We start from the raw sequence: 22,884 nt of genomic DNA, 5'->3' as shown, positions 1-22,884 counted from the left end.
TGCTGGTAAATTACGTTTAACTCGGCATTGATTATACCACCTAACTTATTGTTAATCAAGATGATATATCGTTTTTTTGCGATGCTTTTCTTAACTTAATGACATTGGGTTGCAAACCTGAACCCGCGAATGAGTTCACCCACCCCTTAATCCCCTCCCAAGAGGGGACTTTTTGTATTCCCCTGCTTGAGAGGGGCCAGGGGTGTGTCCTTTTCAAATACTGGGACGATCCGGAAGGGGCGAACTGTTACCTGTTTCCTAATATCCAATACGCGCCGCCGCTAAATACTGCGGCAACAGGCAAGGTTATGAACCACGATAAAAGTATTTCCAGCGCTTTGCGAATGTTAGCACGCCTTGTAATTAACCCTATGCCAAAAAGAGCGCCTACGGATACGTGTGTTGTGGATACCGGCATCCCAAGCTTAGTGGCAAATATTACAAGAATACTGGTGGCAAGGTTTGCTGTAAAGCCCTGACCGTGGTTTAATTTTGTGATTTTATTACTCATGGTTTCAGCCACTTTTCCGGCATTCAAAAGCCCTCCGGCAGCCATTCCGGCAGCAATAGCCAGCATGCCCCAGTGTATTGACAAACCTTTAACCAATAATAAGAGCGCTACAATCTTTGGCGTATCATTAAGACCCCGCGCAAAGCTGACAACCCCGGCAGAGAAGAAATGCAAAGTATCCAGCAATTTCTGGCTATTTATGCCCAGAAAACGTCCATGGTAAATTTCCTGACAGTTTTCTTCTGTGTCAATTGCAGCGCTGATAGTATTACCGTATTTTACGCTCAGAGCAGGAGCGGGCGTACATGATGGAATCGCTTTTCTCTGTTCACCAACACAAAGGCACCATTCCTTAGTTATGCTGGAGCGGATGCGCATATCCCGGAAGATAATATAAAGAATACCGCCAAGAGCAGTCGCAATAACAGGGCTAAGTAAAAGCGGCAGGAAAAAGGCGCTGCCCAGAACGGCAAAATTAACCTGCGTACCTACGGCTACAAAACCAGCGCCGACCAGGGCGCCTGTCAGGCTATGAGTGGTTGAGATTGGAAACCCTGTAATCGTTGCAACCATAACGGTAATGGCAGCGCCAATCGCCACTGCTGTGAGGAATTCAGGAGCAGAGGAGATAGTTTGGGGAACCAAGCCTTTACCGGAAAAGGTCTTCACAAGTCCGTATGCAACGAATATAGAAGCCAGAGAACCTGCAAATGTTGCAATAGTCGCCCACCAGATTGCAAATTTATAATTTGTGGTTCTACTGCCAAAGAGAGTAGCAACTCCTTTAAAGTTGTCATTAGCTCCATTTGAATATGAGAGAAAACACGTAGCAAGAAAAAGGATTATTAAGATTGTCATCAGAAATCAATCTCCACTTTCAGGGAATCAAGAAACTTATTAAATGACGTAAAGAGTTCCATTACACCAAGCGCCTCAACAATTTCCGAGTCAGTAGCGCCTCTCTTCCTTAGCTCTTCAAATTCTTCATCGGTTATCTTGTTGGGGTCTTTATTAGCCTTTCTGACAAATGCTATCAGCGAGCGTTCCTTTTCCGTAAACATTGATTTTTCGATCTCGTTCTCAATTATGTTAATTTCTTTTTCCGTCACACCGATGGATTTGAGAGCAGCCGTGTGAGCAGCCACACAATATGCACAGCCATTATCCATTGAAACCAGAAGGGCAATAGCTTCCTTTGTTTTCCTGCTCAAACTCCCTTGCATCATTACCGCCTTTACCTTGTTCCAGTTGGCTTTCAATAACGGTGGAAAATGCGAGTAGGTCTTAAATAAATTTGGAACCATGCCAAAAGCATCCTCAATTTCAGTAAATATCTTCTGCGCTTCAAAATCATGCTTCAGGACTTGTTCTCTCCCTATAAACGAAAGTCTTGCCATCATTCACCTCCATGTAATTTTCTCTTTATAATGTGTCAGACTGCTTCATATATCCTTTAGTATAAACCCTGTATTTTTAATCCTGTTAGATTTATGTCCCGGAAATTAAATCTTGTACGATTCCCCTTAATTGGACTAAAATATGTTGAATTTATGTTTTTAATGTGCGTCAAGTATCGAGTACCGATTTTAAATCCTTCTTCTATTTCACTATTTTTGTTCGTTTAAACCCCAATTGTAATCGAGATATTTTATGGTAACTTTGTTGTTCCTGATAAATTCTGCATCGTCCGGATTTAAATATCTTGCAATATACGCTTCCATCTTTTCCCCATTTTGAAGAAAATCTCCCTCATACCATTTAAAGATGGACGAGAGATACAGAATGCCCTTTTCTCTATCCAGATAATTTTTGCTTTTGTCATTTAAAAAGGATATTGCCTGAGCCTCCAGTTGTTGCTCCAGTTTTTCCGCCCTGTATGCCTCTGGTAATAATTTTGGGCAGCTCATCGATGCGCAATTAATGGCAAAATGTACCCTGGGTTCCCGGAAAGCCTCCCTGAGTTTTTCATCTTCCAGTTCCTTCAGGGTAATTGTCCCGTGTTTTGTCTTAAACTTTTTTCGTTTAAAAAAACTGTGCGGTAACCATCCTGCGTCAAGGACGCTTTTGATAGGATATTCTTCCAATACTCCCTGTAGAACAAACGCATTATACGCGTTTATCCAGAAGGCCATACGGTGCTTGTCCGTTGGCAGTGTACCAGGGTCTTTACTGGAAAGATATGCAATGTATTTCATAAAACCCTTATCTTCCTTTAATTCTTTATAAGAAACCAAACCATCCTGTGAGACATAACTACTCAAAATACCATCAAAGACGTAGTCCGGATCATCATTTTCAGAGGCAAAAACAATGAACGACATTCCATTAACTATTATCATCACAAGAATCAATATGCGAAACTTCATTTTATACTCCTTTCCGTAAGATTTCACCACAGAGTGACACACCATGCCGCTGAAGTAAGTTCGATTGTGGCGGAGATAATACTCATTCCCTCCCATTATTTTTCTGCATTGATGGACATGGGATAGTTCCATATGAACAGAATACGCAACAATGCCCTTTTTTGGGCCTTAGTCTTGATTTACAATTTTCACATTCATAAAAATATTGACACGCATCAGTAGGCATTGTTTCTTCTTTCTGATGTCCACAATCCGGGCAGGTAATTACAGATTGTAAAATTATTTTTTTCTTCAGCTTCATTTTATTGCTCCAAATTTTTTATGACTTTAAGAAATTCCCTGGGATTGACAAAACCGGTAATAGTTTTATCCCTGAGTGCATTTCCATCCCTGCCTACAAATACGATGGTGGGCAAGCCAACAATCCCATACTTATCCCAAAGTTGTTTAATCTTTGGATCGTTACTATTGGTACAATCAATCTTAATATTCACAAATCTCTTTGATTCCCTGATAACTTCCGGATCAGTATACGTAAGCTTTTCAAACTCCATACAGGCTGCGCACCACGACGCCCAGAAATCAATCATTGCCGCTTTACCCTCGTCCCTTGCCTGTTTAAGTCCTTCTTCCTCGCTCAATACCCAATCGATCTTCTCCTGAGCAACTACGGGCTGGCCGGGAGTTGAGGCCGCGAACGGCGGCAGAATGAATCCACTGATCATGAGATGGCCCACAAGAAAGTAAGCCCCAAAGATAAAGGCTATAAGTCCGAAGGATCTCTTGGCCCGTTGAAAATTAGTACTTTCATGAGTCAGCAGGTCAAAACCGCCGGAAAATACCGCAGTAACAATCAAGAATACGCTCATAATGATGATGAAGGCGCTTTCCGAGATGATAAAACTCAGGTAATAGAGTGCGGCTCCGATTAAAAGGAGACCGAAGATTCTCTCCACCGTTTCCATCCATCCTCCCGATTTCGGGAGGGCCCTTATAGCGCCCGAAAAGGTGCCCAACACAATCAAAAGCACTCCCAATCCCCAGGCAAATACAAACAACATCCAAAACCCCATGAATTTATTCCCCGTACTGGCAATGTAAACAAGCAAACTTGCCAGGGCCGGGCCGATACATGGCGAGGCAACAATCCCGGAAACTAACCCCATAATAAAAACGCCAATAATACCCTTTCCGGTTTTTGTTCCAAGCCGGTCTGAGATAAAGGACGGAACCCGCAAGTAATATACCCCAAACATGCTCATGGCAAGCGCGACAAAAACTGCCACCACAAACCCTATGACCCATGGACTCTGCAAGGCCGTACCAAACAATGCCCCGGTAGAAGCCGCAGCCACCCCCATAGCCGAGTATACAATGGATATGCCCAGGACATAAATCAGTGAAAGGAAAAATGCCTTTAAAGGGCTTCTGGCCGACGTCTGGTCTCCGGAAGCTTGTCCACCAATTACAGCAACGGTAATGGGTATCATAGGGTACACGCACGGGGTAAAACTCAGTCCCACGCCTGCCAGGAAAATAATAATTAGTGAAACAAAAATTCCACGGCTCTCGATAGTCTTTTGGATACCAGTGGCTTCCGCTTTTTCCACAGGTTTTGAAACGGCCGGGATTTTTTCCTCCTCTGTTTTAGAAACGCCCGATTTTGCCAACTCCACCTGTACTGGTAAGGTAAACTCCTCCATCGTTGGGGCAAAACAGACTTTATCGGAACATCCCTGATAATGTACCTTGAGTGGCACATTATATGAACCGGCCGGTAAATCCTTTGATACTTGAAGGAATGATTTTACCAGTACTTCTCCTACGTAGTCTTCTACTTCTTTCTCCAGGAATTGATCGTATCGCATTTCCCCTGGAGGAAGTTCTGTGGAAACTACAGCGAATCTGGTGGTGTCTCCGCTTTCTATCTTAACCTGGTCCTTGTAAATATGGTGGTTTGGAGCAATTGTAAAGGTAATTGTAACAGGTATAAGCTCACCCGCTGGAACATGTTCTTTTAAAAGTGTCGCGCCTGATTTAAACGGAGAGGTTTCTCCGAAGGCTATAAGCGGAAATATGATTAAAATAAAGGCAATAGCAGAGCATCTTTTGATAAGGGGAACTGTTTTCATGGTATATTCATCCTTGTTATAGTTTATAAACGTGAATAAATAGCTGCGGTATGATTGCAAATAGTGTTCGTAAGTGTACTGCAGCTCCGCCGGTAATGATGATGCCTATAGTAATAGGGAGAATAATGATAGTAGTAAGGTCTGTGGTAGTAAGGAGAGTAATGGTGCTCCGGATAATAGGGTCCTTGATCGGAAGGCCTATCATATTTTTGAGCATTACCACACCCAACCAGAAATAGAGCAATAACGAAAAATAACGCAAGATTTATTTTCATTTGAATTCCCCCGGCGGGTTTGCAACCCAATGTCATTTCTGCCAAAGTGCGGAATCCTAAGATACCTTATTTCGTTCGGAATGGCAGATTGTAGTTAAACGGTATAATAGAAAATTCCAAGTCCCTTAGTATCCACCACCATCATCGCCATCGTCACCATTGCCTTCATCGCTCGTTTCTTTTTTCAATTGAATGTCGGTCACCTCATTTTCACCTTCTGCAAGTTCAAATTTCTTTTTTGCATTCTTAAAGCCTTGCTTCTTCGCCTTCAGGGTATAATTGCCAGCGCTTAAATCAGAAAATACATATTTACCGTCGTTATCAGTGGTGGTTTTTTCCTTAAAATTCAGTTTCTTGCTTTTCAAAGAAACTTTTGCACGCTTAATTGGTTTGCCGGATTTTTTAGCTGTTACTGTACCGGAAGCACTACCTTTCAGTGTAGGTGTAGGCACTAACGTAGGGGTAGGAGTTTGGGCGTTTACCGTGTTGTACGAAAATCCATATCCACTAGCCATTATAAAGCATAAAGATAACGCAATGTTTTTAAACATGTTACTCTCTCCTATAAAAAATCCCATAGTACCTTATCTGTAATTTCTTTGCACTTTTTGGCAAAATATTTACTGGTGAAATCCGGTAACTGTGAAATCCGAAACAAATTCTAATGACAAAATAATTTAAAATTCTAAACAAATGCCTCTTTCGTATCTCTAATTCTTTCTATGACATTAATGACAAATAAAAACCATAATTTATTCCCATAAAGTAAAAAATCCACCCGCCAGGATTTTTAAAATTATTAACGTAACAACACTGCCCGAATCACCTTCTTCATCCAGGGCTTCAATGACTGTTTCGCTGCCTCCAGGGAGGCCGATTTGAGGATTTCCGATTCGGTAGGATACGAGAAGATCATGTGCATGAAAAAACCGGCAGTCAGTTTCTGCTTAATGGCGATTGTTATAGCAGGGATCATTTCCCCTGCCTTTTCACCGACAAGCGTAGCTCCAATGATACGCCCTTTTTTGCCAAGGTTCAGCTTTAAAAAACCTACACGGTCATCTTCTGCCTTTGCCCGGTCTATCGCACTCAGGGCTACCTTCAGCGAACTGTTATATATACCGGCTTCCCTTGCCATAGGTTCCGTATATCCCACATGAGCCACTTCCGGCTTTGTATAGGTAGTCCAGGGAACTGTCGAATAATCTGCTTTTGCGCCAAGTCTGAATATTATATTGCGAATGATAGTCCCTGCCTGATAACCAGCCATGTGAGTGAACTGATAATGACCAGTTACATCTCCGCAGGCATAGATATTTTTTACGGAGGTCTTCAGTTTCCTGTTGGTGACGATATATCCCTTTTCGTCTACTCTGACCCCAACCTTATCAAGCCCCAGATTCTTCGTTGCCGGTAGCCGTCCGGCAGCTACCAGGAGCTGATCCCCGGTAATTACCCGACTCTTGCCTTCCTGTTCTATTTCTACAGATATTCCATCGATATCCTGCCTGACCCTCCGGTATGCAATCCCCAAAAGAAGCTCAATACCGTCATCTTTCAGTTGTTTCTCCATCAAAGGCCCTACTTCGGGGTCATCTTTTTTGAATAAGCCCGGACTGCGGTTAATAATCGTTACCTGAGAACCCAGATGGCGAAATCCCTGACCCAGTTCAATACCGATAGGCCCGCTGCCTAATACGATTAAATGTCCGGGCAGTTCTTTTAGATGAAAGATGGTTCGATTCGTCTGATAATCCACTTCATTCAATCCTGGAATTGGAGGAACAGCCGGTTCGGAACCCGTGGCAATGACAATATATTTCCCTGTTATTGTTTCTCTCCCAATTTTTACCGTGTGCCTATCCTGAATTTCGCCGAAGCCTAAGATAACATCTACTCCAAGCCCTTCGTAACGCTCTCTGGAATCGTGTGGCTCTATCTCACGGATTACCTTGTTAACCCTGTCCATGACTGCGGCAAGATCTACCTTCTTCAAATTTGCGGTTAAGCCGTACATTGATGCATCCCGAATTGCCTTAGCTATATGGGCGCTCTTTAAAAATGTCTTACTGGGTACACAACCGGCATTCAGGCAATCGCCTCCCATTTTTTCCGCTTCGATTAATGCTACTCTGGCGCCCAGGCTTGCCGCTCCGGAGGCGACGACCAATCCACCGCTCCCTGCGCCGATAACAATAATATGATAATCATATCTCATTTTTTTGCTCCCTTTAACTTTTTGTAAATAGACGGTATTAAAGCAAAGCACCCCAGGAGGGTGAAAGCGCCTATCAGCTTGGGAGACGCGATATCCTTTACAGAATGGATGGTTGCAAGCTGGCCGCCTGCCAGGGTATAAACAAAAGTGCCGGGATACATGCCGATGAAACTTACCAGGGCAAATGTCCGTAATGGCACGCGGGTGAGTCCCATGACGATATTAATCAGGAAAAAGGGGAAAAGCGGAACCAGCCTTAAAAACAGGAGATAGCTCCAGGCATTTTTTGCAATGCCTTCGTTAAATTTTTTCAGATTACGTTCATATTTCTTTTCCAGGGTATTTCTTAAGATAAACCGGGCAACGAGAAAAGCCAGAGAAGCGCCAATTGTTGCGGATACAATTACAATACCCGAACCAAGAAGGGGGCCGAAAATGAACCCTCCCGTTAATGTAAGAATGGTTGCTCCTGGCAAGGAAATGGCTGCCGAAATGATATAAATCAACATAAAGGCGCCTGTAAAGGCCACCCGATGCTCGTGGTAAATGGTATTCAACGCCTCTCTGTTTGCCTGCAGGGCTTCCAATGAAAGATATTTATTGAAGCCCAGCAGATAGAACACGACGAACAAGCCAACAATCGCGGCGATAATGAAAAATTTTGTATATTTCATGCTTTCATCCTCTTATCGAAAGGTTATCAGGAGTTTTACCACACCGCATAAAAAATGATGTAACACTTTAGTTTTTTGAAACAAAATCTGCCTATAAGGGGTATGATTTGTAGTGGCAAGGCGTGCCTTGCCATAACAATTTTAATATTCCAACTTGTTCTCTCAATTTGATTTTCGGATTCTAATTTGAAAATCATATGATTGTACTTCTCTGTAGTGTGGCAAGGCACGCCTTGCCACTACAAGGAAAATGTTCTATTCCTGTTATATAACAGGCACACGTGAATATCTTTTTCAAAAAACTAAAATGTTACAAAAATGAAAATTTCCATGCAATCTGTTTATCTGTTTATGCATTACAGGGTTTTTGTGCATGACGGTGCATATAATAATGAGAATGGCCGCATGACTTACAGGTTAACAGCCGTTCTTTCTTCTCCATGTATTTTAGTAAGGTAGTAACAAACGCCGCATGACTCCATGTTAATGGGGATACCGAGACAGGTTCGTTGGTAAAGGGATTTACCTGTTCCGCCAGGACTCCGGATTTCAGCGCCTTGTCCACAACCCATTCCAGACCGGACAATGCCTTATTCAATTCATCAGCATTTTCGGCCAGCATGATATCGTATTCCGTCATCCACATGGTGCAGATAAACCACGGATTCCCCGGAATATCTTCTCGGCCGTCGCTTATCTGATGATAATAATCATTGGAATATCGCGCTATGCCGCCGACAGAAGTGTTTACCCTGAGACTCTTCTTAACAGCCTCCATTGTTGACACGGCCATTGGTTGGCCAGGGGCGAGTGTCTCAAATGCAATAAGCCCGTAAAGACTTGCATCTATAGTCATATCCAAATTATACCCATTTGCGTTCCTTGTTCCCATCCTCGCAAAACGCCCTTCCGTTTTATTATAAAAATTCGCAATAAGGGCGTCCTTGATTTTATCTGCAATTTCATAATACCGGCTACCGGTTTCTTCTTCTCCGAAGGCGCAGGCAAAATTTCCCGCTGCCCGTAGTCCCGCGATCACTGCTGATACGGTAAATGTATGCACCCCATATCTCTCTTCCCATAAATCATACGAGGCAAGAGGCAATCCCGTTTCTTCATCTCTGAATTTCACCATAAATTCTGCAGCATTCATGATTAAATGCCGGTACAGGGGCTTCACAAACTCAATATCTCTGAATTTATAGTAATGATGCCATAATGCCCAGATTACCAGCGCAATGCCGTCTTCCTGTATCGGAAGGCTCTTTTTCCGGTCTTTGAACCACGGATGCCATGAACTGGCAAAAGATTGATCAGGATTATATTTGTGTAGCAAATAGCCTTCCGGAGAAATAACATCCGCGCAAAATTGAAAAAAACGTTTTGATACATCACTGTATCCCGATTGTATAAGCGCGTATGCAACGAGGGCGCCGTCGCGAGGCCACATGTAGGAATAGGTGTCTTTCCCGAACTGGGTAATATCAGAATCATTTGCTGCAATAATCGCGCCATTGTTATCAATCTGTGTCCTCATGATCAACAAGCTCCGCTTAAAAAAAGACACCAGCCTGTCGGGAAGGTCGTAAAACTGCAGAGATTCTTTATTTACCCATAATTTCCAATAGTTCCCAGTACGCCGAAAGAGTTCTTCCGGTGTTTTTTCCCAGATAATCCTGTTGAGCGCTACCACCTCGCTATATTTCCTGCCTGCGGCAATCCAGTAATGGGCTAAATTTTCCCCGTGTGTCTTTATATGGAGGTTAATGCCGATTGTGGAGTCCACTGACCCCTGTGCAATGGGATTGCCGCTCAATAGACCGTCCTCCGCATCTCTCCACGTACCTTCCGCACCGTGCACCTCCTTATCACCGGTGGCAAAATGGTCTACTCCGCACTTGGATGGGTCACAACAATTAACTAAAAAATAACGCTGGGATTTATAATGAATAATTGACATGGTATCCGGGTCATAATATGCTGTGTCTCCGATCTCATTGCCATAAATATGAAAATCATGATAGAAAAACAATCTGATCTCACGATCTTTCTCATCAAGATTCCTGATGATGATTTCCTTTACAAATATGTTCAGGTGGAAGTCGACCGTGTCGTACATCTGAAGTTCTATTTTCAGCCGGTCATTTTTTGCCTTCACATCAGTAATGAGTGTATCCGTTTTATACGTCAGCGTTTTTTGCCACTCGCTGTCCACCCAGCTATAATGTCCATCCACCCAAATACCCATTCTGCACGGATGGCCAATTGTATGATTCTCACTGCTAACATACGGATAATAAATATCACGTATCTGATACTCGGAATCAAATGTAACCAACATTGAACCGTTTCCTACCGGGATATCTCTGGGCATACGGCCTCCTTCATCATAAAACGTTCAATTATCCGCCAAGTTGTTTCACAATTTTGTCTGCGACACGGAAGGCGTTTGCATAAATTGTCCATGTATAAGGAATGCTCCCCCCTGTTGGCATAAAACTTCCATCAGTAACGAAAAGATTTTCAACATCATGGGCACGGCAATCAGGGTCAAGCACGGAATTTTTCGGATCATTTCCAAACCGGCAGCCGCCTGCCGCAAGGTTTGGCGGCGGCGAACCGCTTATGTTAGAATATACGTTTCTTACGCCCATTGTCCTCATGAGATATGTTGCCTTTTTCGCCAGATAGTCGCCTATCCTGATGTCGTGCGGGTGATAACCAACTCTTACCCTGGCTACCGGCGTTCCCCACTTGTCCTTCACTTTCGTATCAAGAGAGACAAAGCAGTTATCCGTAGGCAGCCAGTCGCAAAAGATTTCATATTTAAACTCGCGCATTTCGGTAAAGTGTTTTTTTAATGCCTGTTTTAAAGGTTTCCCCCAGAGCAGGTTGCCGTGGTCATCCCATTTCAGGTCTATCGCCTTTGCAATTGGACCGGGGTGTTCCAGCAGAAAATCAATGGTTCCACCCTTTTGCCTCCTTCCCCATACAGGATTATCGATAAAATACCAGTCCTGCAAATTGCGGTTGAGGAACAGTCCCTGGAATTTCAATGACTCTGTAATTGTCCTGCCCAGTTTTTTATAGATAAGGTCTCCCCCTCCCGTGCCACCCGCTGAAAAAATAAGATTTTTGCCCACCTGCCCGGTATTGTTTGCCAGGCCGTTTTTATGGCATGTTCCTGTGGAACACAGCAATAAACGCGCGGTTTCGATTGCCTGGCATGCGACAACAAATATTTTTGCATCAACTTGTTGTTGCTTGCCATCTCTGTCATAATACTCTGCCGCAATCACCTTGCCCTGAGCATTGGTCGTAAGTTTATATACCTTGGCATGCGGCCTGATTTCACAACGGCCGGTTTCAAGGGCAGGATTTAATAACGCCGCCCGGGAGCTGCCTTTAGCGCCGGTTGAACAGCCGTAACTGCCGCACCACCCCGAATAGCCGCAGCTTTGCCGTCTCATGGCACTGTTGGATAGAATTGCACGCGGAGTCGGTAATGGGTGTAATCCGAGTTTGCGGCAGGCAGTATCAAACAATCCGGAAATGGGGTGTTCCAACGTAGGCGGGTAAGGGAAATTGCCGGTAGAACGCGGTTCAAGATGTGGATGCGGCATGACACTGCCCGATATGCCGACAACCGATTCCACCTTCGTATAATACGGTTCAAGGTCTTCGTAGGAGATGGGCCAATCGACAAGATTAGCGCCATCTATCGGGCCGAAGGTTGAAAGCAAGCGAAAGTCTTCGGGTTTCAGCCGAAAAAAAAAACCGCTCATAAAATTTGAAGAACCACCAACGCAACAGCCCCTCCAGAAATTCCATCCGGAAACAGAGGTTGGCTCGCTGTCCCATCCGCCCAGTCCATCCGGTTCTTCAATTACATGCTGTTCATCTTGCAGATTCGGGGTGTAAACATCGCGTCTGCGACTGGCAAGCTCATCCTTATAAAAGTCCTCTTCCTTAAACCAGGGGCCTTTTTCAAGGACAACCACCGAATAACCCGATTCTGCAAGGGTGAGCGCCACGGGGCCTGCGCCGGCGCCGCTTCCTACTATACACACGTCAAAATCTGTATTCATATTTTTAGCAGGTCATAATAACGTTTATTCATCGGCGGCCGTGGATAACCCGGCCGATGTTCAAGCCACTTCCATCCTATGCCGTCCGGGTTTCCTCCGTACACAGGATCGCTTAACAAGGCTTCTAGCAGATAAGAAAGTAGCTTGGAAATCCAATTTCTGCCGGCGGTGGTTTTTGAAATTTGTTGCAGCAAAGTCGATTGTTGCAAATGCGGCAAATCTGCAAAAACGGCTTCGTGCCTTTCAATCGCCAGTTCATTCAGCCACTTGACGCCATTCAGTATAAATTCCTTCTCATCAGTATCCGTCACCGGATCTGCGAGCATATTGCGCAAATACGAAATCGCATTGATTTCCTTTGCCCCCGGAGCATCTGCTTCCGAAGGAAAGAGATGGTCTTGCACAACGGACAGGGTCTGCCACGGGTCTTCTGTCAAAGCAGAGGTGTGGCTTTTAACAGTCCGTGCTATCACCGGAGACAAAAGCAGTGTGGCGATAAAACCGGCAGTGCCCGAAAGAAATGTGCGCCTGCCGATGCTCTCATGCCCATGCTTACTGCGAGGAAATACATCACGTTTTCCTCGCAGTAAGCATTTTTCATTGTGTTTTTTTATGCGCATAGATCAACCTTCATAAGTATACCTTTTTCCATGTAAATCAAAATGTAATAAACATTCGAGACATCAGCTTACAGCGAAGGAACGCCTAAAAAGGGCTTACGCAAAGGAATTGCGGTTCCTCCACGTAAGCCCCCTTTATTCGTCATCGGTTTATTTTAATTAACTGCACTTCCCTTCTTTCTTTTTCTCATCACCTCCACATTTGCCCTCACCGCATTTTCCTTCTTTTTTATCCTCGTCGCCTCCACATTTTCCTTCCTTCTTTTTTTCATCACCGCCGCATTTACCCTCACCGCACTTCCCTTCTTTCTTTTTCTCATCACCGCCACATTTCCCTTCACCGCATTTTCCCTCTGTTTTTTTCTCCATATCGGTTTTGAAGGTGGTTGCATCACTGGGCGCGAATGGATTGGCCTCAGCAGATACAACGGTGACTAACGCAGATGCAATAAAAAATGCCACACCGAGTGTCACAGAAAGCAGAGTCTTCTTTTTGATAATCATGATACATCCTTTCTTTACAAACTAAATAAAATATAAACAAACAGTAATTTTAAAATCCCGATACCTCCAATATCGAGTAAAAAAAGGTTAACGATATAGAATTAGAGCCGCATCTTAAATATTGAAAATTTCTTACCGTTCATGGTTTGTTTTTATACCTTTGTAAGCGCTTTTATCATTTTTTCACTGTTTAACATCGATACCATAACGTACTGAGCGCCAGTCTCTTTCCATCCAACAATTTGGCAGGAGCCGCAAAAACCGGTGCCTGTATATACCACCATCTTATCGGCTACGACCTCTTTCATTTTTTTAAAAGTGATTTCGGAATTACAAACTATAGCCAACGTAATTGGGGTATCATCAAGCATGTAAAAAACCAGGGGTACATTTTTGCCGTTAATATTAGTCAAAGATGCACCCACTAGCTGCACATTTCCCTTCATAAAAGGGAGCGTTACCGTTAAACCAGCTTGTTTTTGGAAGTACTCCTCAATCGCTTTTGCATGCTGTACCTGCATATTTTCTTCAATGCCAGGCAGGATTACACTTAGGCCGGTTCGATTTTGAAGGCGTCCTATAATTTCTCCGGCATTCTGTAAACGTATGTCCGGAACAAACTGCTTCATTATATAGTCGTGATATTTTGACTCCGTGAGGTGAAAAATATTATCTTTCTTCAGCTTATTTTGTATTACAAAAAAACAAGCAATAAGAACTATTGCTGTTGCTATGCCAGAGACCAATGCGAATCTGCCTCTCAACAGGAAATTCTTTATAAATTGAGCAAAAAACTTTGGCCTGCTTTCTGCACTACTAAAAATTTTTTGCTCAAGGTATGCAGGGACTTTTGTCTTACAAACAGTTTCTTTCACTCTTTCCTGAAGCAGCCTTTCCCTTTCTATTTTCAGGCCGCATGCATGGCACATATTAACATGTGCCAGCACCTTGATATTCCTTTCCACATCGAGTTCGTTGTCGAGAAAGGCATAAAAATATTTTCTTACATCTGTACAATTCATTTCTTATTCTCTTTCGTAACCGTGCTTTTTTGCGTAACCTGTTAATTTTTCCCTTAACAACTTTCGTCCTCTATATATTCTGGACATTACTGTCCCGATTGGGCAGTTAAGCATTTTGGAAATCTCCTTGTAGGAAAAGCCCTCTACTATCGAAAGTAAGACAACCAGTCGAAAATCATCAGGTAATTCCTCCAGCGCTTTTTTCACATCTGAGTCGAGCAATCCATCAAACTCTGCCTCATTCTCTGTATTTGAGGGAGTTAATACCTCTTCTTTTATTGATTCATGAAAGGACTCAATGCTGTCAAAATCAACCAAAGAAGGTTCTGTTTTACTTTTCCGATATTGATTGATGAAGGTATTCATTAATATTTTAAACAACCATGCCCTTTCATTATCAATTATTTCGCCATTTCGGAGAGATTTGAATGCCTTTAAATAGGTTTCCTGAAGCAGATCATATGCATTATGTTCGTTTTTAACGAGATACAATGCCGACCTGTATAGAGCATCTAAGTGAATAAGAAGGGAGTCTTTTTGGTTCACGTTTTGTTATAAGTAAAATGAAAAAGATGCTGATATTAAAAATCATTGCCGATTATTTATCTTAAATACGCCGGGTCTTAAGAGAGATAAGAAAACCGCAGATTTCCAAATTATTCCATAACAGATTATAAGGATAGCACATAAGAGAAAAATACGGGGAGCCTGTTATTTCTCAATACATTCTATAAATCTGAATCTTTTCCCCGATGGCAAACGTAATGTTATGACAAATAAGAATCGGGATATATTCCCACAAAATAAAAAATTCGTAACAATTTAGCTTTTAGTATACGCAGCACTTCCCTTAAAACAGTTTAAAAGCAATTTGCCGACTGCCGACTGAGGACTGTTTAAATCTACCATTTTTCATGTGATAATTATTAAACAAATGCCTTTATCTGCCGATATTAAAAAAACGTGTTCTGTGTGCACACAACCGTTGCCTTCTTCAAATAACGTGTATGTTTTGCAGAAAACTATCGGGGTTTTTTTATTTTTTTCCGTAATACATGACTTTGAAATCTGAGTAGAAAACCTATTATCACGTAAGTGCAAAGGAGAAACTAATGAATCGAACCCACGTTTTCATGTATTGTCAGAGAAAAAGTGCTTCTTTGCCGCTTGCAATGACATTTTAAGACACGGCTTTTTGTCCCCCCTTTTCCTGCCGTACCCAGCAGATGCGCAATTCAAAAATGTTGTAACACTTTAGTCTTTTGAAAAAGCAAAAAGCTCTTTCTCACGTTCCGAGAACCGGTAAAGATGTTCAATGTTCAATTCTCAAATTGTTGCTCATTTGCCTCTATTATTTTATATTGAACATTGAATATTGGTAACACTTTAAATTTTTTAAAATTGATATACATATTTTTGCTCAACATGGGTGGCACGGACAAACGAAGTTTGTCCGTGCCACCCAAAGCTAAACTGCAATATGTTTTCAAAAAACTAAATTGTTACAAAAATGTTAATTTAACATCAACTCCCGCGCATGTAGTTTTCAGTGCTATTACGTACCCAAACAGGAGTTTGGGTACGAGTTGTGCTTCAGTAGTTTAATAGATCACGCTGAAATAGTTACTTTTTAGTTAAACAATGAACAAACACCCACCCCTTAATCCCCTCCCAAGAGGGGACTAATCAAATTCCCCTCTTGGGAGGGGTAGGGGGTGGGTAAAATGAATGCCGTTGGTTTTTAAAAAACCAACCTAATTTATGAGGTAGCCGCTTGACTAATCAGATACAATATATAGTATATGATTGATATGGAAGATTGCCCGCCAACAATGATAGAACATATAGCATTGAACCAGTAAAGGGAGGAGATATTCGTGGTGATCGATTATGTAAGTAAACAACAAGATCTGGTATCTACTGGAATCAAGCTGAAAATCCCCTCTGGTTTTTTTGCAGAAGGGATAAAAAAATAAATGAAATCATTTAACATAAAAGGGAAAATATTGCTATTCGGGCTTTGCGCTGCACTCATACCAATAGCCCTCATTACAACGCTGTGTTATCTGTATCTCAGAACGGAAATCTGTGACCGTGAAATAAACAGATTCACAGCAATTGCACAAGCAAAAAAAAATTATTTACTCTCGTGCATTGCTTTGAAAGAAAACAGGACCATTGATTTCTGCAGCGACGGATATATAAGAGAAAGCCTCGAAAAAATAACGCATGGGAAATACCGCAGCACTATCATACAATCATTAAATAATTACTTAAAAACCTCCAAATTGCCCATAGATACGCACATGTTAGGTATTTATATAATAGATACTGAATATAACGTTATTGTATCAACAGATGAAAAAATGGCCGGAAGAAATATTTACACGGAAGAACGTTTTTTTACTAACCAGGATTTTACACATAAAAAGACACAACTTTGTCCTCTCCATTTCTGCTCTTTGTGCGGGATGAAAGGTTTTCATATAATATCTCCCATACATCATCTTGGAATTCCTCAGAAAGAATCTTTAGGATATCTTATTGCCTGCTATGATGTATCTGCGATAAATGAAATCTTCGCAGATTACAGGCATCTGGGAGATACGGGGGAGGTGTATCTTGTAAACAAAGACAAGGTTATGATTACTGAATCACGATTTGTTAAAGATGCGCCATTACGGCAGAAAGTGGATACCGAACCGGTACGTAAAATACTGGAATCATCGCAGGAGATGACGGGTATTTATACAGATTACAGGGGAATACAGGTTGTTGGGGTTTCGATTGATATTCCTGATTATCAGTGGATATTACTGGCTGAAATCGATAGGGCAGAGTTATTTTCTTCTTTAAAAAGGCTGGGAATCGCATCTTTGATTTTAGGCGTTTCGGGTTGTTTGTTTGTATCCTGCGCAGGGACGCTATTAGCCGCATCAATTTCAAGACCTATTCAAAAATTAAAGGCCGCTACAAAGTCGTTTTCTGCGGGGGATTTTAAAGGAAGGATTTCTCTGCGCAGAAATGACGAATTAGGAGAGCTTGCAAACAGTTTCAATAGTATGGCAGATACCATAGAGAGGGAAATACAGTATAGCAACCATACCTTGTCTGAACTGGTTAAAAGCGAGCTAAAATATCGTTCAATTATCAACAACACCACTGCCCTCATATCAATAATTGACATGGACGGGCGCTACCTCCTGATTAATAAAGAGTATGAAAACTTTATCCATAAAAAAACAGAGGAAGTTGTCGGAAAGACCGTTCATGATATCCTTCCCAGGAAAGCAGCAGATGAAATTGCAGTACACGATAAAAGGGTTTTTGAAACGAAACAACCGGTACAATATAAAATACAAGTGGACTCCGATGATGGGCAACACACCTTTATTTCCGTCAAATTTCCCATATTCAATGCTGACGGCATTATGTATGCAATGGGAAGTATTTCTACCGATATAACCGATTTAAAGAAGATGGAAGAAGAGCTTCTTCTGTCGCAAAAACTGCAAGGTTTGGGTGTGATGGCTACCGGCATTGCGCATGAATTAAATAACATCCTCGCGGTCATTGACGCAAATATTCAACTATTGATAAGAGAAAACAAAGACAGGATAAAATTGCAGCAAACACTTTCTGTGATTCGCAAATCATGCATGGACGGCGCTGAAGTCGTTCGCAGAATGAAAGAGTTTACCAGCACGTCAGTCGATTCCAAAAAAATGATCCCGGTTAGTATAAACGCCTTAGTCGATAATATAATAGTTTTTACCAAGCCATTGTGGAAGAACATTGCCGAAGGTGAAAGCTTAAAATATGAATTGAATACTAACGGCCTTAAGAACGTGTCGAATATAAAGGGCAATTCCTCAGAATTGAGGGAGGTAGTATTAAATATTTTCCTGAATGCACTGGATGCAATGCCTGGGGGAGGAACTATTTCACTTTCCACATGGGAAAAAGAAGGCTATGTTTTTCTCCGTATCGCCGATACCGGAACAGGCATGACCGATGAAGTAAAGGCAAAGATGTTTGACCCTTTTTTTACCACTAAAAAAAAGGGGATGGGACTGGGAATGAGCGTTGTGTATGGTATTGTCAAACGGCATGGGGGAACAATAGATGTGCAGAGCCAGCCTGGGAAAGGCAGTACTTTTACCCTGAAATTCCCTGCAACTGCAGAAGAGTTGCCGCCACAGCCTTCATCGAATGACGACGCCGGTAAAAAAAGAAAGAGTAAGTATCGTATCCTTTTGGTAGAAGATGAATTGGCTATTGGCAAAATTCTGGAAAACCATCTTTCTGATAATGGATATATTGTTCGGTATGTGAATGAAGGAGGCAAGGCTATCGATTTGTTATCAAAAGAATGCTTTGACCTTATTCTCTGTGATATCGGGTTACCTGACGTCTCTGTGTGGGATATCATAAAGTTTATAGAAACAGTGGAAAAGAAACCAAAGATTGGCATCATCGCCGGGATTCCTGATGTTAGAGAAAAATACAAGGACGGGCAACTATTAGCATTTGACTTCGTTATAACAAGCCCTTACGAACTGGAAGAGGTATTATCTTCTGTATGGAGTATATTTGATAATACGGTGCATGGTGAACTGCGAATACTATAGGCAGATTTTTTGTAACTATTCAGCGTAAACCATTACACGACGCATGGCGGGTTCAGGTTTGCAATCTGAATCCATGCGTTTATGCGTATAATGGGGCAATGTACTCCGGCAAAATTCCAATGCCCAAATCACAAAATCCCTGTTTGGAAGCTGGAATTTATTTGTCATTTGTTCTCCTAATAAAAAGCTGGATTGAACGTATAAAACGTTTGGTTCAGGTTACAAACCTGAACCCGCGCATGTAGTTTCCAGCGCCATTACGTTTCCGAAAAGGAGTTTGGGAGCGAGTTGTGCTCCGGTAGTTTAATAGATTACGCTGAATAGTTACGATTTTTTTTCAAAAAAACTAAAATATGAGTCTTCTCTATACTGAGTGGATAAAAATAAATGAAAAAAGTCTTACTGCCCGTTTGTGGCGGCAATCGCCATGACTCCCTTCAACTCCTCTATACCACCCATTTTTGGAGAGAGGCATGCCGTAGCCTGTGAATTTCAGTTCGTTTTGATCGGGGATGGGTATGGATATTTCCCTTTATTTGCCGATTGAGGACTGAGGACTGAGGACTGATGCATTACTGCATTTGTAAATGCCGCCTGCATTTTGGTTACGGCTTTGCTGCGTTAAGGACTTGCCGGGTATTCCTCACGCTGGCTGCTTGCAGCCGTTTTCAGTATTTTCCTCCTTTTGTAAATCAGCATGATGTTGCGTATATAGATAATAAGCCCAGTGGATTGTCCCAGAATAAATACAGGGTCATGCCGGTAGATAGCGTACATGAGCAACATAGCGCTTCCCCCCATACTCAGATACCAGAATATCTCGGGAATAATGCTCTCGCCGCGCTTTTCAGAAATAATCCACTGGACAAAGAACCTCGATCCAAAAAGAAGCTGGCCGGTAAAACCCAGGACGACCCAGGTATTTATGTGTGTTGTAAGGATCGTCATTCTTCCACCTCATAATGAAGCGTCCGCTTTTTCCTCCATCGTATAACCAACAGGTCAATAAATGCCTGAAAGGCCCTGTTTGAAATCCCATATTTCGATTTCCCGAATTTCCTTGGGTAGTGGTTTACCACGACCTCTATGACGGTAAATCCTTCCATCTTAAACAGGGTGGGCAGAAACCGGTGCATGCCGTTAAACAATTTGATGCGATTAAGGCATTCCTTCCGGTATGCTTTAAGGGAACACCCTGTATCTTTAATATCTTCCCATGAAAGTTTGTTTCTGATAAAATTTGCCACTGTTGAGGAAATCCGCTTTATCAATGGATCATTTCTCCTTTGCCGCCACCCGCATACCATATCATATGTGTTTAACTTTTCAAGCAATACAGGAATGTCCGCCGGATCGTTTTGCAGGTCGGCATCCATAGAAACGACATACTCTCCCGCAGCAGATTTAAAGCCGGCGTCCATGGCCGCCGTTTGCCCCGCATTTCTCCTGAAATGAATGGTGCGGAAGTTTGTATATCCCGCACACCATTCTTTTAGTTTTTTTGCACTACCGTCAGTGCTGCCATCGTTCACAAAGATCACCTCGTAGTTTTGTCCCTGCATGGCAAGGAGGATGGCATGTCCGAGCGGTTCAATATTATCCACCTCGTTGTATAATGGAATAACAATGGAGATATCTGGTTTTTTCATCTATGATTCCCTTCTTCTTCGATGCCCTGCCATTCCGATGAAAATGTCTGGTTTGTCTGGCGCTCTCTTTTGAAAATAAGTGTTACCATACGCTTTTTTGTATAAATATCCATGGTGTTTAATGTAGTATCCGCCAAACTGTTTTTTATGTCAAGAAAAGTATTTTTTTCAATAATGCAGACCGGCAGGCGTTCTGAAGTGTTTAAAAAGGTCTTTAACTCATTGATATTTTTGATTAGGGAGATATTGGTGTTCAAACTTAGGTTTATAACAGTCCATAACGATTCACTCAATTTATACCCGCGTATATCACAGATATTCGGGTCTCCAATATCTTTTTTTATTACATCGGTTAGTTTTGTACCAAAAGTTACTTCCTTCGAATGAACCGTAAGGCAGTGAATGTATATTCCCCATCCGATGATTGATGCAAACATGCACATTGTAAAACATGCATTGGCGAATCCGATCTTCCAACGGAGGGATAGAAATACCCCGGCTAAGATAAGGAGTGTGATAAGGGAGAGGAATATTCCAATCCATGAATATGTAAAGAGGTAGGCAGGTACAACAGCAAGGAGGATTGCTCCTCCTCCTGCCATTACAAAAATAATCCAACGCACCGATACCTGTAGCCACGAAAAGATCATAACCGTTTTTTTCAAGGTATCAGCAATGAGGCTTGCTGTTACGATTGAGAACGCAGGATAGAGGGGGAGCATATATCGTGGATGCTTTGCCCTTGATGTGCAGAGAAATACAAAAATGAGTATTGTCCAACAGAAGGTAAAGGTAATGAAATCGTCTCTTTCCCGCCATTTTTTATAGGCAAAGATCACGGCAACCGGAATAAATAATGACCAAGGCAGGAAATCCGTCCAGATATTCACAAAATAATAGTAAAAAGGCTCGCTATGGGTTATGGGGTTATTCACCCGGGTTAAGAATTCCCTCTTTATCGTGGCGATAAATGGTTCGAAACCCACCTTTAGGCAAAATGCAAAGCATAACCCGGTTATTGTTATAAATAGTATAATGCCCCATCGCCATTTCATCTCTTTCATAGCCCTTAAATTTCTTTGAAGGGCGAGGAATGCTGCAATAATACCGAAGATAAAAATAATCGCGAGGGGTCCCTTTGTTAAAGTTGCAAGGAATGTAAAAAAATGCACACAAATATAAAAATTCTTCTTTTGTTTGTATCCAAGGTAGAAAGAATAGAGGGCAAGCATGATAAAAGTGGTGAAGAGCATGTCGGGTAAGGAAGTCCTTCCATACCAGAAATATCTCTGGGTAGTTGCAAGGACTACCGCAGCTATGAAGGCAGTGCGTTTGCTGGAAAATTTTTTGACAAAGCAGAAGGTTGTTAGGGTACTTGCAAGACCTGCAATAGCGCCAGGCAGCCGGGCGGTAAGGGGAGTAACGTGTTGTCCGATAGAAGAAAAAAGAGCAATCAGCCACATGAACATGGGGGGCTTGTTCATATAAATCTTGTCATGCTTGTAGGGTATCAGCCAGTTACCGTTTTGCAGCATCTCCTGCGCGATCTCCGCAAACCTACGGACATCCCTGACCTCAAAACTTCGGCTGCCCAGTTCAAAGAAAAAAAGGAAAATACTTATGCCGGTAAGCATCCCAAACAGGTAGTGTTGTTTTGTGAGGGTACGCAACTGGATTATTCTCATGGGTGGTATAGCAGATACGTTGAAAGGGTTCTCTTTTTTCTTCATAAATTGCCGATTTCATCGGTGGTGCTTATCTTTCTCATTTCACCTGAAAATGAAAGAAACAACCCTGACAGGGTTGTTTTAACATGGCAAAGACTGTGTTGTTCATCTGAAAATACTTTTGTCCTCAGATTTCACCGAATAATGCAAATTAAAAACGGCTTACCTATATGTGGAAATCTGCCTAATCTGTGGATTATTTATTTTTATCCCCTTTTATGACCTTCAGGCCATGGATGTTTGATTTTAAACTCTTCGGTAATATTACTGGTAATTAATGAGGGGGCATCTTGCAATACGTACCTGTGTAAATGTTGTAATGTAAGATAGCAATGGGAATGCCAAGCGTTTCCAGAAAGGCAAGAGGAATATTATGTATGCTTTATGTGTTTAATGGTGTGTTGTTACGGCTTTTAAAACCTTTTACGCATATATCGCAAGATAGGTTTATGTATACAAAACCGTGT

20 protein-coding genes are annotated in these 22,884 nt (G+C 42.1%); 1 reads left to right on the top strand and 19 read right to left on the bottom strand.

The features are described from left to right. Window positions 1-247: 247 nt before the first annotated feature. The 15 genes from ABJL82_RS14020 to ABJL82_RS13950 form a co-directional block, all read right to left on the bottom strand. Window positions 248-1,369, bottom strand: coding sequence for an inorganic phosphate transporter (locus tag ABJL82_RS14020; RefSeq protein WP_347275322.1), 1,122 nt, complete (start codon window positions 1,367-1,369; stop codon window positions 248-250). Further along, window positions 1,369-1,908 (bottom strand): peroxidase-related enzyme, encoded by a 540-nt coding sequence (locus ABJL82_RS14015; RefSeq protein WP_347275321.1) that lies wholly within the window; start codon window positions 1,906-1,908, stop codon window positions 1,369-1,371. Before ABJL82_RS14015 ends, ABJL82_RS14020 begins: the two co-directional genes overlap by 1 nt. 210 nt (window positions 1,909-2,118) lie before the next feature. Beyond that, window positions 2,119-2,973 carry a DUF547 domain-containing protein gene (locus tag ABJL82_RS14010; RefSeq protein WP_347275320.1) on the bottom strand — a complete coding sequence of 285 codons (855 nt, stop codon included), beginning with the start codon at window positions 2,971-2,973 and terminating at the stop codon, window positions 2,119-2,121. Then, on the bottom strand, window positions 2,960-3,178 hold the full coding sequence (locus ABJL82_RS14005; protein WP_347275319.1) for a GDCCVxC domain-containing (seleno)protein: 219 nt from the start codon (window positions 3,176-3,178) through the stop codon (window positions 2,960-2,962). Before ABJL82_RS14005 ends, ABJL82_RS14010 begins: the two co-directional genes overlap by 14 nt. A 1-nt stretch (window position 3,179) precedes the next feature. Beyond that, on the bottom strand, window positions 3,180-5,009 hold the full coding sequence (gene dsbD / locus ABJL82_RS14000; protein ID WP_347275318.1) for a protein-disulfide reductase DsbD: 1,830 nt from the start codon (window positions 5,007-5,009) through the stop codon (window positions 3,180-3,182). A gap of 16 nt (window positions 5,010-5,025) precedes the next feature. Beyond that, window positions 5,026-5,226: a hypothetical protein gene (locus ABJL82_RS13995; protein ID WP_347275317.1), complete on the bottom strand. Its 201-nt coding sequence runs from the start codon at window positions 5,224-5,226 to the stop codon at window positions 5,026-5,028. A 183-nt stretch (window positions 5,227-5,409) separates the two neighbouring features. Further along, on the bottom strand, window positions 5,410-5,835 hold the full coding sequence (locus tag ABJL82_RS13990; RefSeq protein WP_347275316.1) for a carboxypeptidase-like regulatory domain-containing protein: 426 nt from the start codon (window positions 5,833-5,835) through the stop codon (window positions 5,410-5,412). A gap of 248 nt (window positions 5,836-6,083) precedes the next feature. Further along, window positions 6,084-7,502, bottom strand: a complete 1,419-nt coding sequence (locus ABJL82_RS13985) for an FAD-dependent oxidoreductase (protein WP_347275315.1) — start codon at window positions 7,500-7,502, stop codon at window positions 6,084-6,086. Beyond that, window positions 7,499-8,176 (bottom strand): TVP38/TMEM64 family protein, encoded by a 678-nt coding sequence (locus ABJL82_RS13980; protein ID WP_347275313.1) that lies wholly within the window; start codon window positions 8,174-8,176, stop codon window positions 7,499-7,501. Before ABJL82_RS13980 ends, ABJL82_RS13985 begins: the two co-directional genes overlap by 4 nt. 349 nt (window positions 8,177-8,525) lie before the next feature. Further along, window positions 8,526-10,550: a glycoside hydrolase family 15 protein gene (locus tag ABJL82_RS13975; RefSeq protein ID WP_347275312.1), complete on the bottom strand. Its 2,025-nt coding sequence runs from the start codon at window positions 10,548-10,550 to the stop codon at window positions 8,526-8,528. A gap of 28 nt (window positions 10,551-10,578) precedes the next feature. Then, a complete protein-coding gene (locus ABJL82_RS13970) occupies window positions 10,579-12,264 on the bottom strand; it encodes a GMC family oxidoreductase (protein WP_347275311.1) in 1,686 nt (561 codons plus the stop codon). After that, on the bottom strand, window positions 12,261-12,884 hold the full coding sequence (locus tag ABJL82_RS13965; RefSeq protein WP_347275310.1) for a gluconate 2-dehydrogenase subunit 3 family protein: 624 nt from the start codon (window positions 12,882-12,884) through the stop codon (window positions 12,261-12,263). Before ABJL82_RS13965 ends, ABJL82_RS13970 begins: the two co-directional genes overlap by 4 nt. Window positions 12,885-13,043: 159 nt before the next feature. After that, window positions 13,044-13,388 carry a hypothetical protein gene (locus ABJL82_RS13960; RefSeq protein ID WP_347275309.1) on the bottom strand — a complete coding sequence of 115 codons (345 nt, stop codon included), beginning with the start codon at window positions 13,386-13,388 and terminating at the stop codon, window positions 13,044-13,046. A gap of 152 nt (window positions 13,389-13,540) precedes the next feature. Then, on the bottom strand, window positions 13,541-14,410 hold the full coding sequence (locus tag ABJL82_RS13955; RefSeq protein ID WP_347275308.1) for a zf-HC2 domain-containing protein: 870 nt from the start codon (window positions 14,408-14,410) through the stop codon (window positions 13,541-13,543). Window positions 14,411-14,413: 3 nt separating this feature from the next. Next, window positions 14,414-14,956 carry a sigma-70 family RNA polymerase sigma factor gene (locus ABJL82_RS13950; RefSeq protein ID WP_347275307.1) on the bottom strand — a complete coding sequence of 181 codons (543 nt, stop codon included), beginning with the start codon at window positions 14,954-14,956 and terminating at the stop codon, window positions 14,414-14,416. 1,430 nt (window positions 14,957-16,386) lie between these two features. Here ABJL82_RS13950 and ABJL82_RS13945 point away from each other — a divergent pair. Then, window positions 16,387-19,041 (top strand): ATP-binding protein, encoded by a 2,655-nt coding sequence (locus tag ABJL82_RS13945; protein WP_347275306.1) that lies wholly within the window; start codon window positions 16,387-16,389, stop codon window positions 19,039-19,041. Window positions 19,042-19,056: 15 nt separating this feature from the next. On the opposite strand, the gene ABJL82_RS13940 is transcribed toward ABJL82_RS13945, so the two are convergent. From ABJL82_RS13940 to ABJL82_RS13925, 4 genes are all read right to left on the bottom strand, one after another. Next, the gene (locus ABJL82_RS13940; RefSeq protein WP_347275305.1) at window positions 19,057-19,209 is read right to left on the bottom strand and encodes a hypothetical protein; all 153 of its coding nucleotides are present in this window, start codon (window positions 19,207-19,209) and stop codon (window positions 19,057-19,059) included. A gap of 453 nt (window positions 19,210-19,662) precedes the next feature. Beyond that, a complete protein-coding gene (locus ABJL82_RS13935) occupies window positions 19,663-19,989 on the bottom strand; it encodes a lipid-A-disaccharide synthase N-terminal domain-containing protein (protein WP_347275304.1) in 327 nt (108 codons plus the stop codon). After that, window positions 19,986-20,690, bottom strand: a complete 705-nt coding sequence (locus ABJL82_RS13930; RefSeq protein ID WP_347275303.1) for a glycosyltransferase family 2 protein — start codon at window positions 20,688-20,690, stop codon at window positions 19,986-19,988. Before ABJL82_RS13930 ends, ABJL82_RS13935 begins: the two co-directional genes overlap by 4 nt. Further along, complete coding sequence (locus ABJL82_RS13925; protein WP_347275302.1) at window positions 20,687-22,420, bottom strand: glycosyltransferase family 39 protein; 1,734 nt, start codon at window positions 22,418-22,420, stop codon at window positions 20,687-20,689. Before ABJL82_RS13925 ends, ABJL82_RS13930 begins: the two co-directional genes overlap by 4 nt. Window positions 22,421-22,884 lie beyond the last annotated feature (464 nt).

Source organism: Candidatus Kuenenia sp., from assembly GCF_039794105.1.
In the GTDB taxonomy this organism is placed as follows: domain Bacteria; phylum Planctomycetota; class Brocadiia; order Brocadiales; family Brocadiaceae; genus Kuenenia.
The sequence above is the reverse complement of the archived record's forward strand: the minus strand, read 5'-3'. Positions and strand labels throughout refer to the sequence as shown.

Excerpts from the sequence above, each read along its gene's own strand:
- ABJL82_RS14020 (WP_347275322.1), bottom strand. The coding sequence starts at position 1,369 with ATGACAATCTTAATAATCCTTTTTCTTGCTACGTGTTTTCTCTCATAT.
- ABJL82_RS14015 (WP_347275321.1), bottom strand. The coding sequence starts at position 1,908 with ATGGCAAGACTTTCGTTTATAGGGAGAGAACAAGTCCTGAAGCATGAT.
- ABJL82_RS14010 (WP_347275320.1), bottom strand. The coding sequence starts at position 2,973 with ATGGGAGGGAATGAGTATTATCTCCGCCACAATCGAACTTACTTCAGC.
- ABJL82_RS14005 (WP_347275319.1), bottom strand. The coding sequence starts at position 3,178 with ATGAAGCTGAAGAAAAAAATAATTTTACAATCTGTAATTACCTGCCCG.
- dsbD (WP_347275318.1), bottom strand. The coding sequence starts at position 5,009 with ATGAAAACAGTTCCCCTTATCAAAAGATGCTCTGCTATTGCCTTTATT.
- ABJL82_RS13995 (WP_347275317.1), bottom strand. The coding sequence starts at position 5,226 with ATGCTCAAAAATATGATAGGCCTTCCGATCAAGGACCCTATTATCCGG.
- ABJL82_RS13990 (WP_347275316.1), bottom strand. The coding sequence starts at position 5,835 with ATGTTTAAAAACATTGCGTTATCTTTATGCTTTATAATGGCTAGTGGA.
- ABJL82_RS13985 (WP_347275315.1), bottom strand. The coding sequence starts at position 7,502 with ATGAGATATGATTATCATATTATTGTTATCGGCGCAGGGAGCGGTGGA.
- ABJL82_RS13980 (WP_347275313.1), bottom strand. The coding sequence starts at position 8,176 with ATGAAATATACAAAATTTTTCATTATCGCCGCGATTGTTGGCTTGTTC.
- ABJL82_RS13975 (WP_347275312.1), bottom strand. The coding sequence starts at position 10,550 with ATGCCCAGAGATATCCCGGTAGGAAACGGTTCAATGTTGGTTACATTT.
- ABJL82_RS13970 (WP_347275311.1), bottom strand. The coding sequence starts at position 12,264 with ATGAATACAGATTTTGACGTGTGTATAGTAGGAAGCGGCGCCGGCGCA.
- ABJL82_RS13965 (WP_347275310.1), bottom strand. The coding sequence starts at position 12,884 with ATGCGCATAAAAAAACACAATGAAAAATGCTTACTGCGAGGAAAACGT.
- ABJL82_RS13960 (WP_347275309.1), bottom strand. The coding sequence starts at position 13,388 with ATGATTATCAAAAAGAAGACTCTGCTTTCTGTGACACTCGGTGTGGCA.
- ABJL82_RS13955 (WP_347275308.1), bottom strand. The coding sequence starts at position 14,410 with ATGAATTGTACAGATGTAAGAAAATATTTTTATGCCTTTCTCGACAAC.
- ABJL82_RS13945 (WP_347275306.1), top strand. The coding sequence starts at position 16,387 with ATGAAATCATTTAACATAAAAGGGAAAATATTGCTATTCGGGCTTTGC.
- ABJL82_RS13940 (WP_347275305.1), bottom strand. The coding sequence starts at position 19,209 with ATGACAAATAAATTCCAGCTTCCAAACAGGGATTTTGTGATTTGGGCA.
- ABJL82_RS13935 (WP_347275304.1), bottom strand. The coding sequence starts at position 19,989 with ATGACGATCCTTACAACACACATAAATACCTGGGTCGTCCTGGGTTTT.
- ABJL82_RS13930 (WP_347275303.1), bottom strand. The coding sequence starts at position 20,690 with ATGAAAAAACCAGATATCTCCATTGTTATTCCATTATACAACGAGGTG.
- ABJL82_RS13925 (WP_347275302.1), bottom strand. The coding sequence starts at position 22,420 with ATGAAGAAAAAAGAGAACCCTTTCAACGTATCTGCTATACCACCCATG.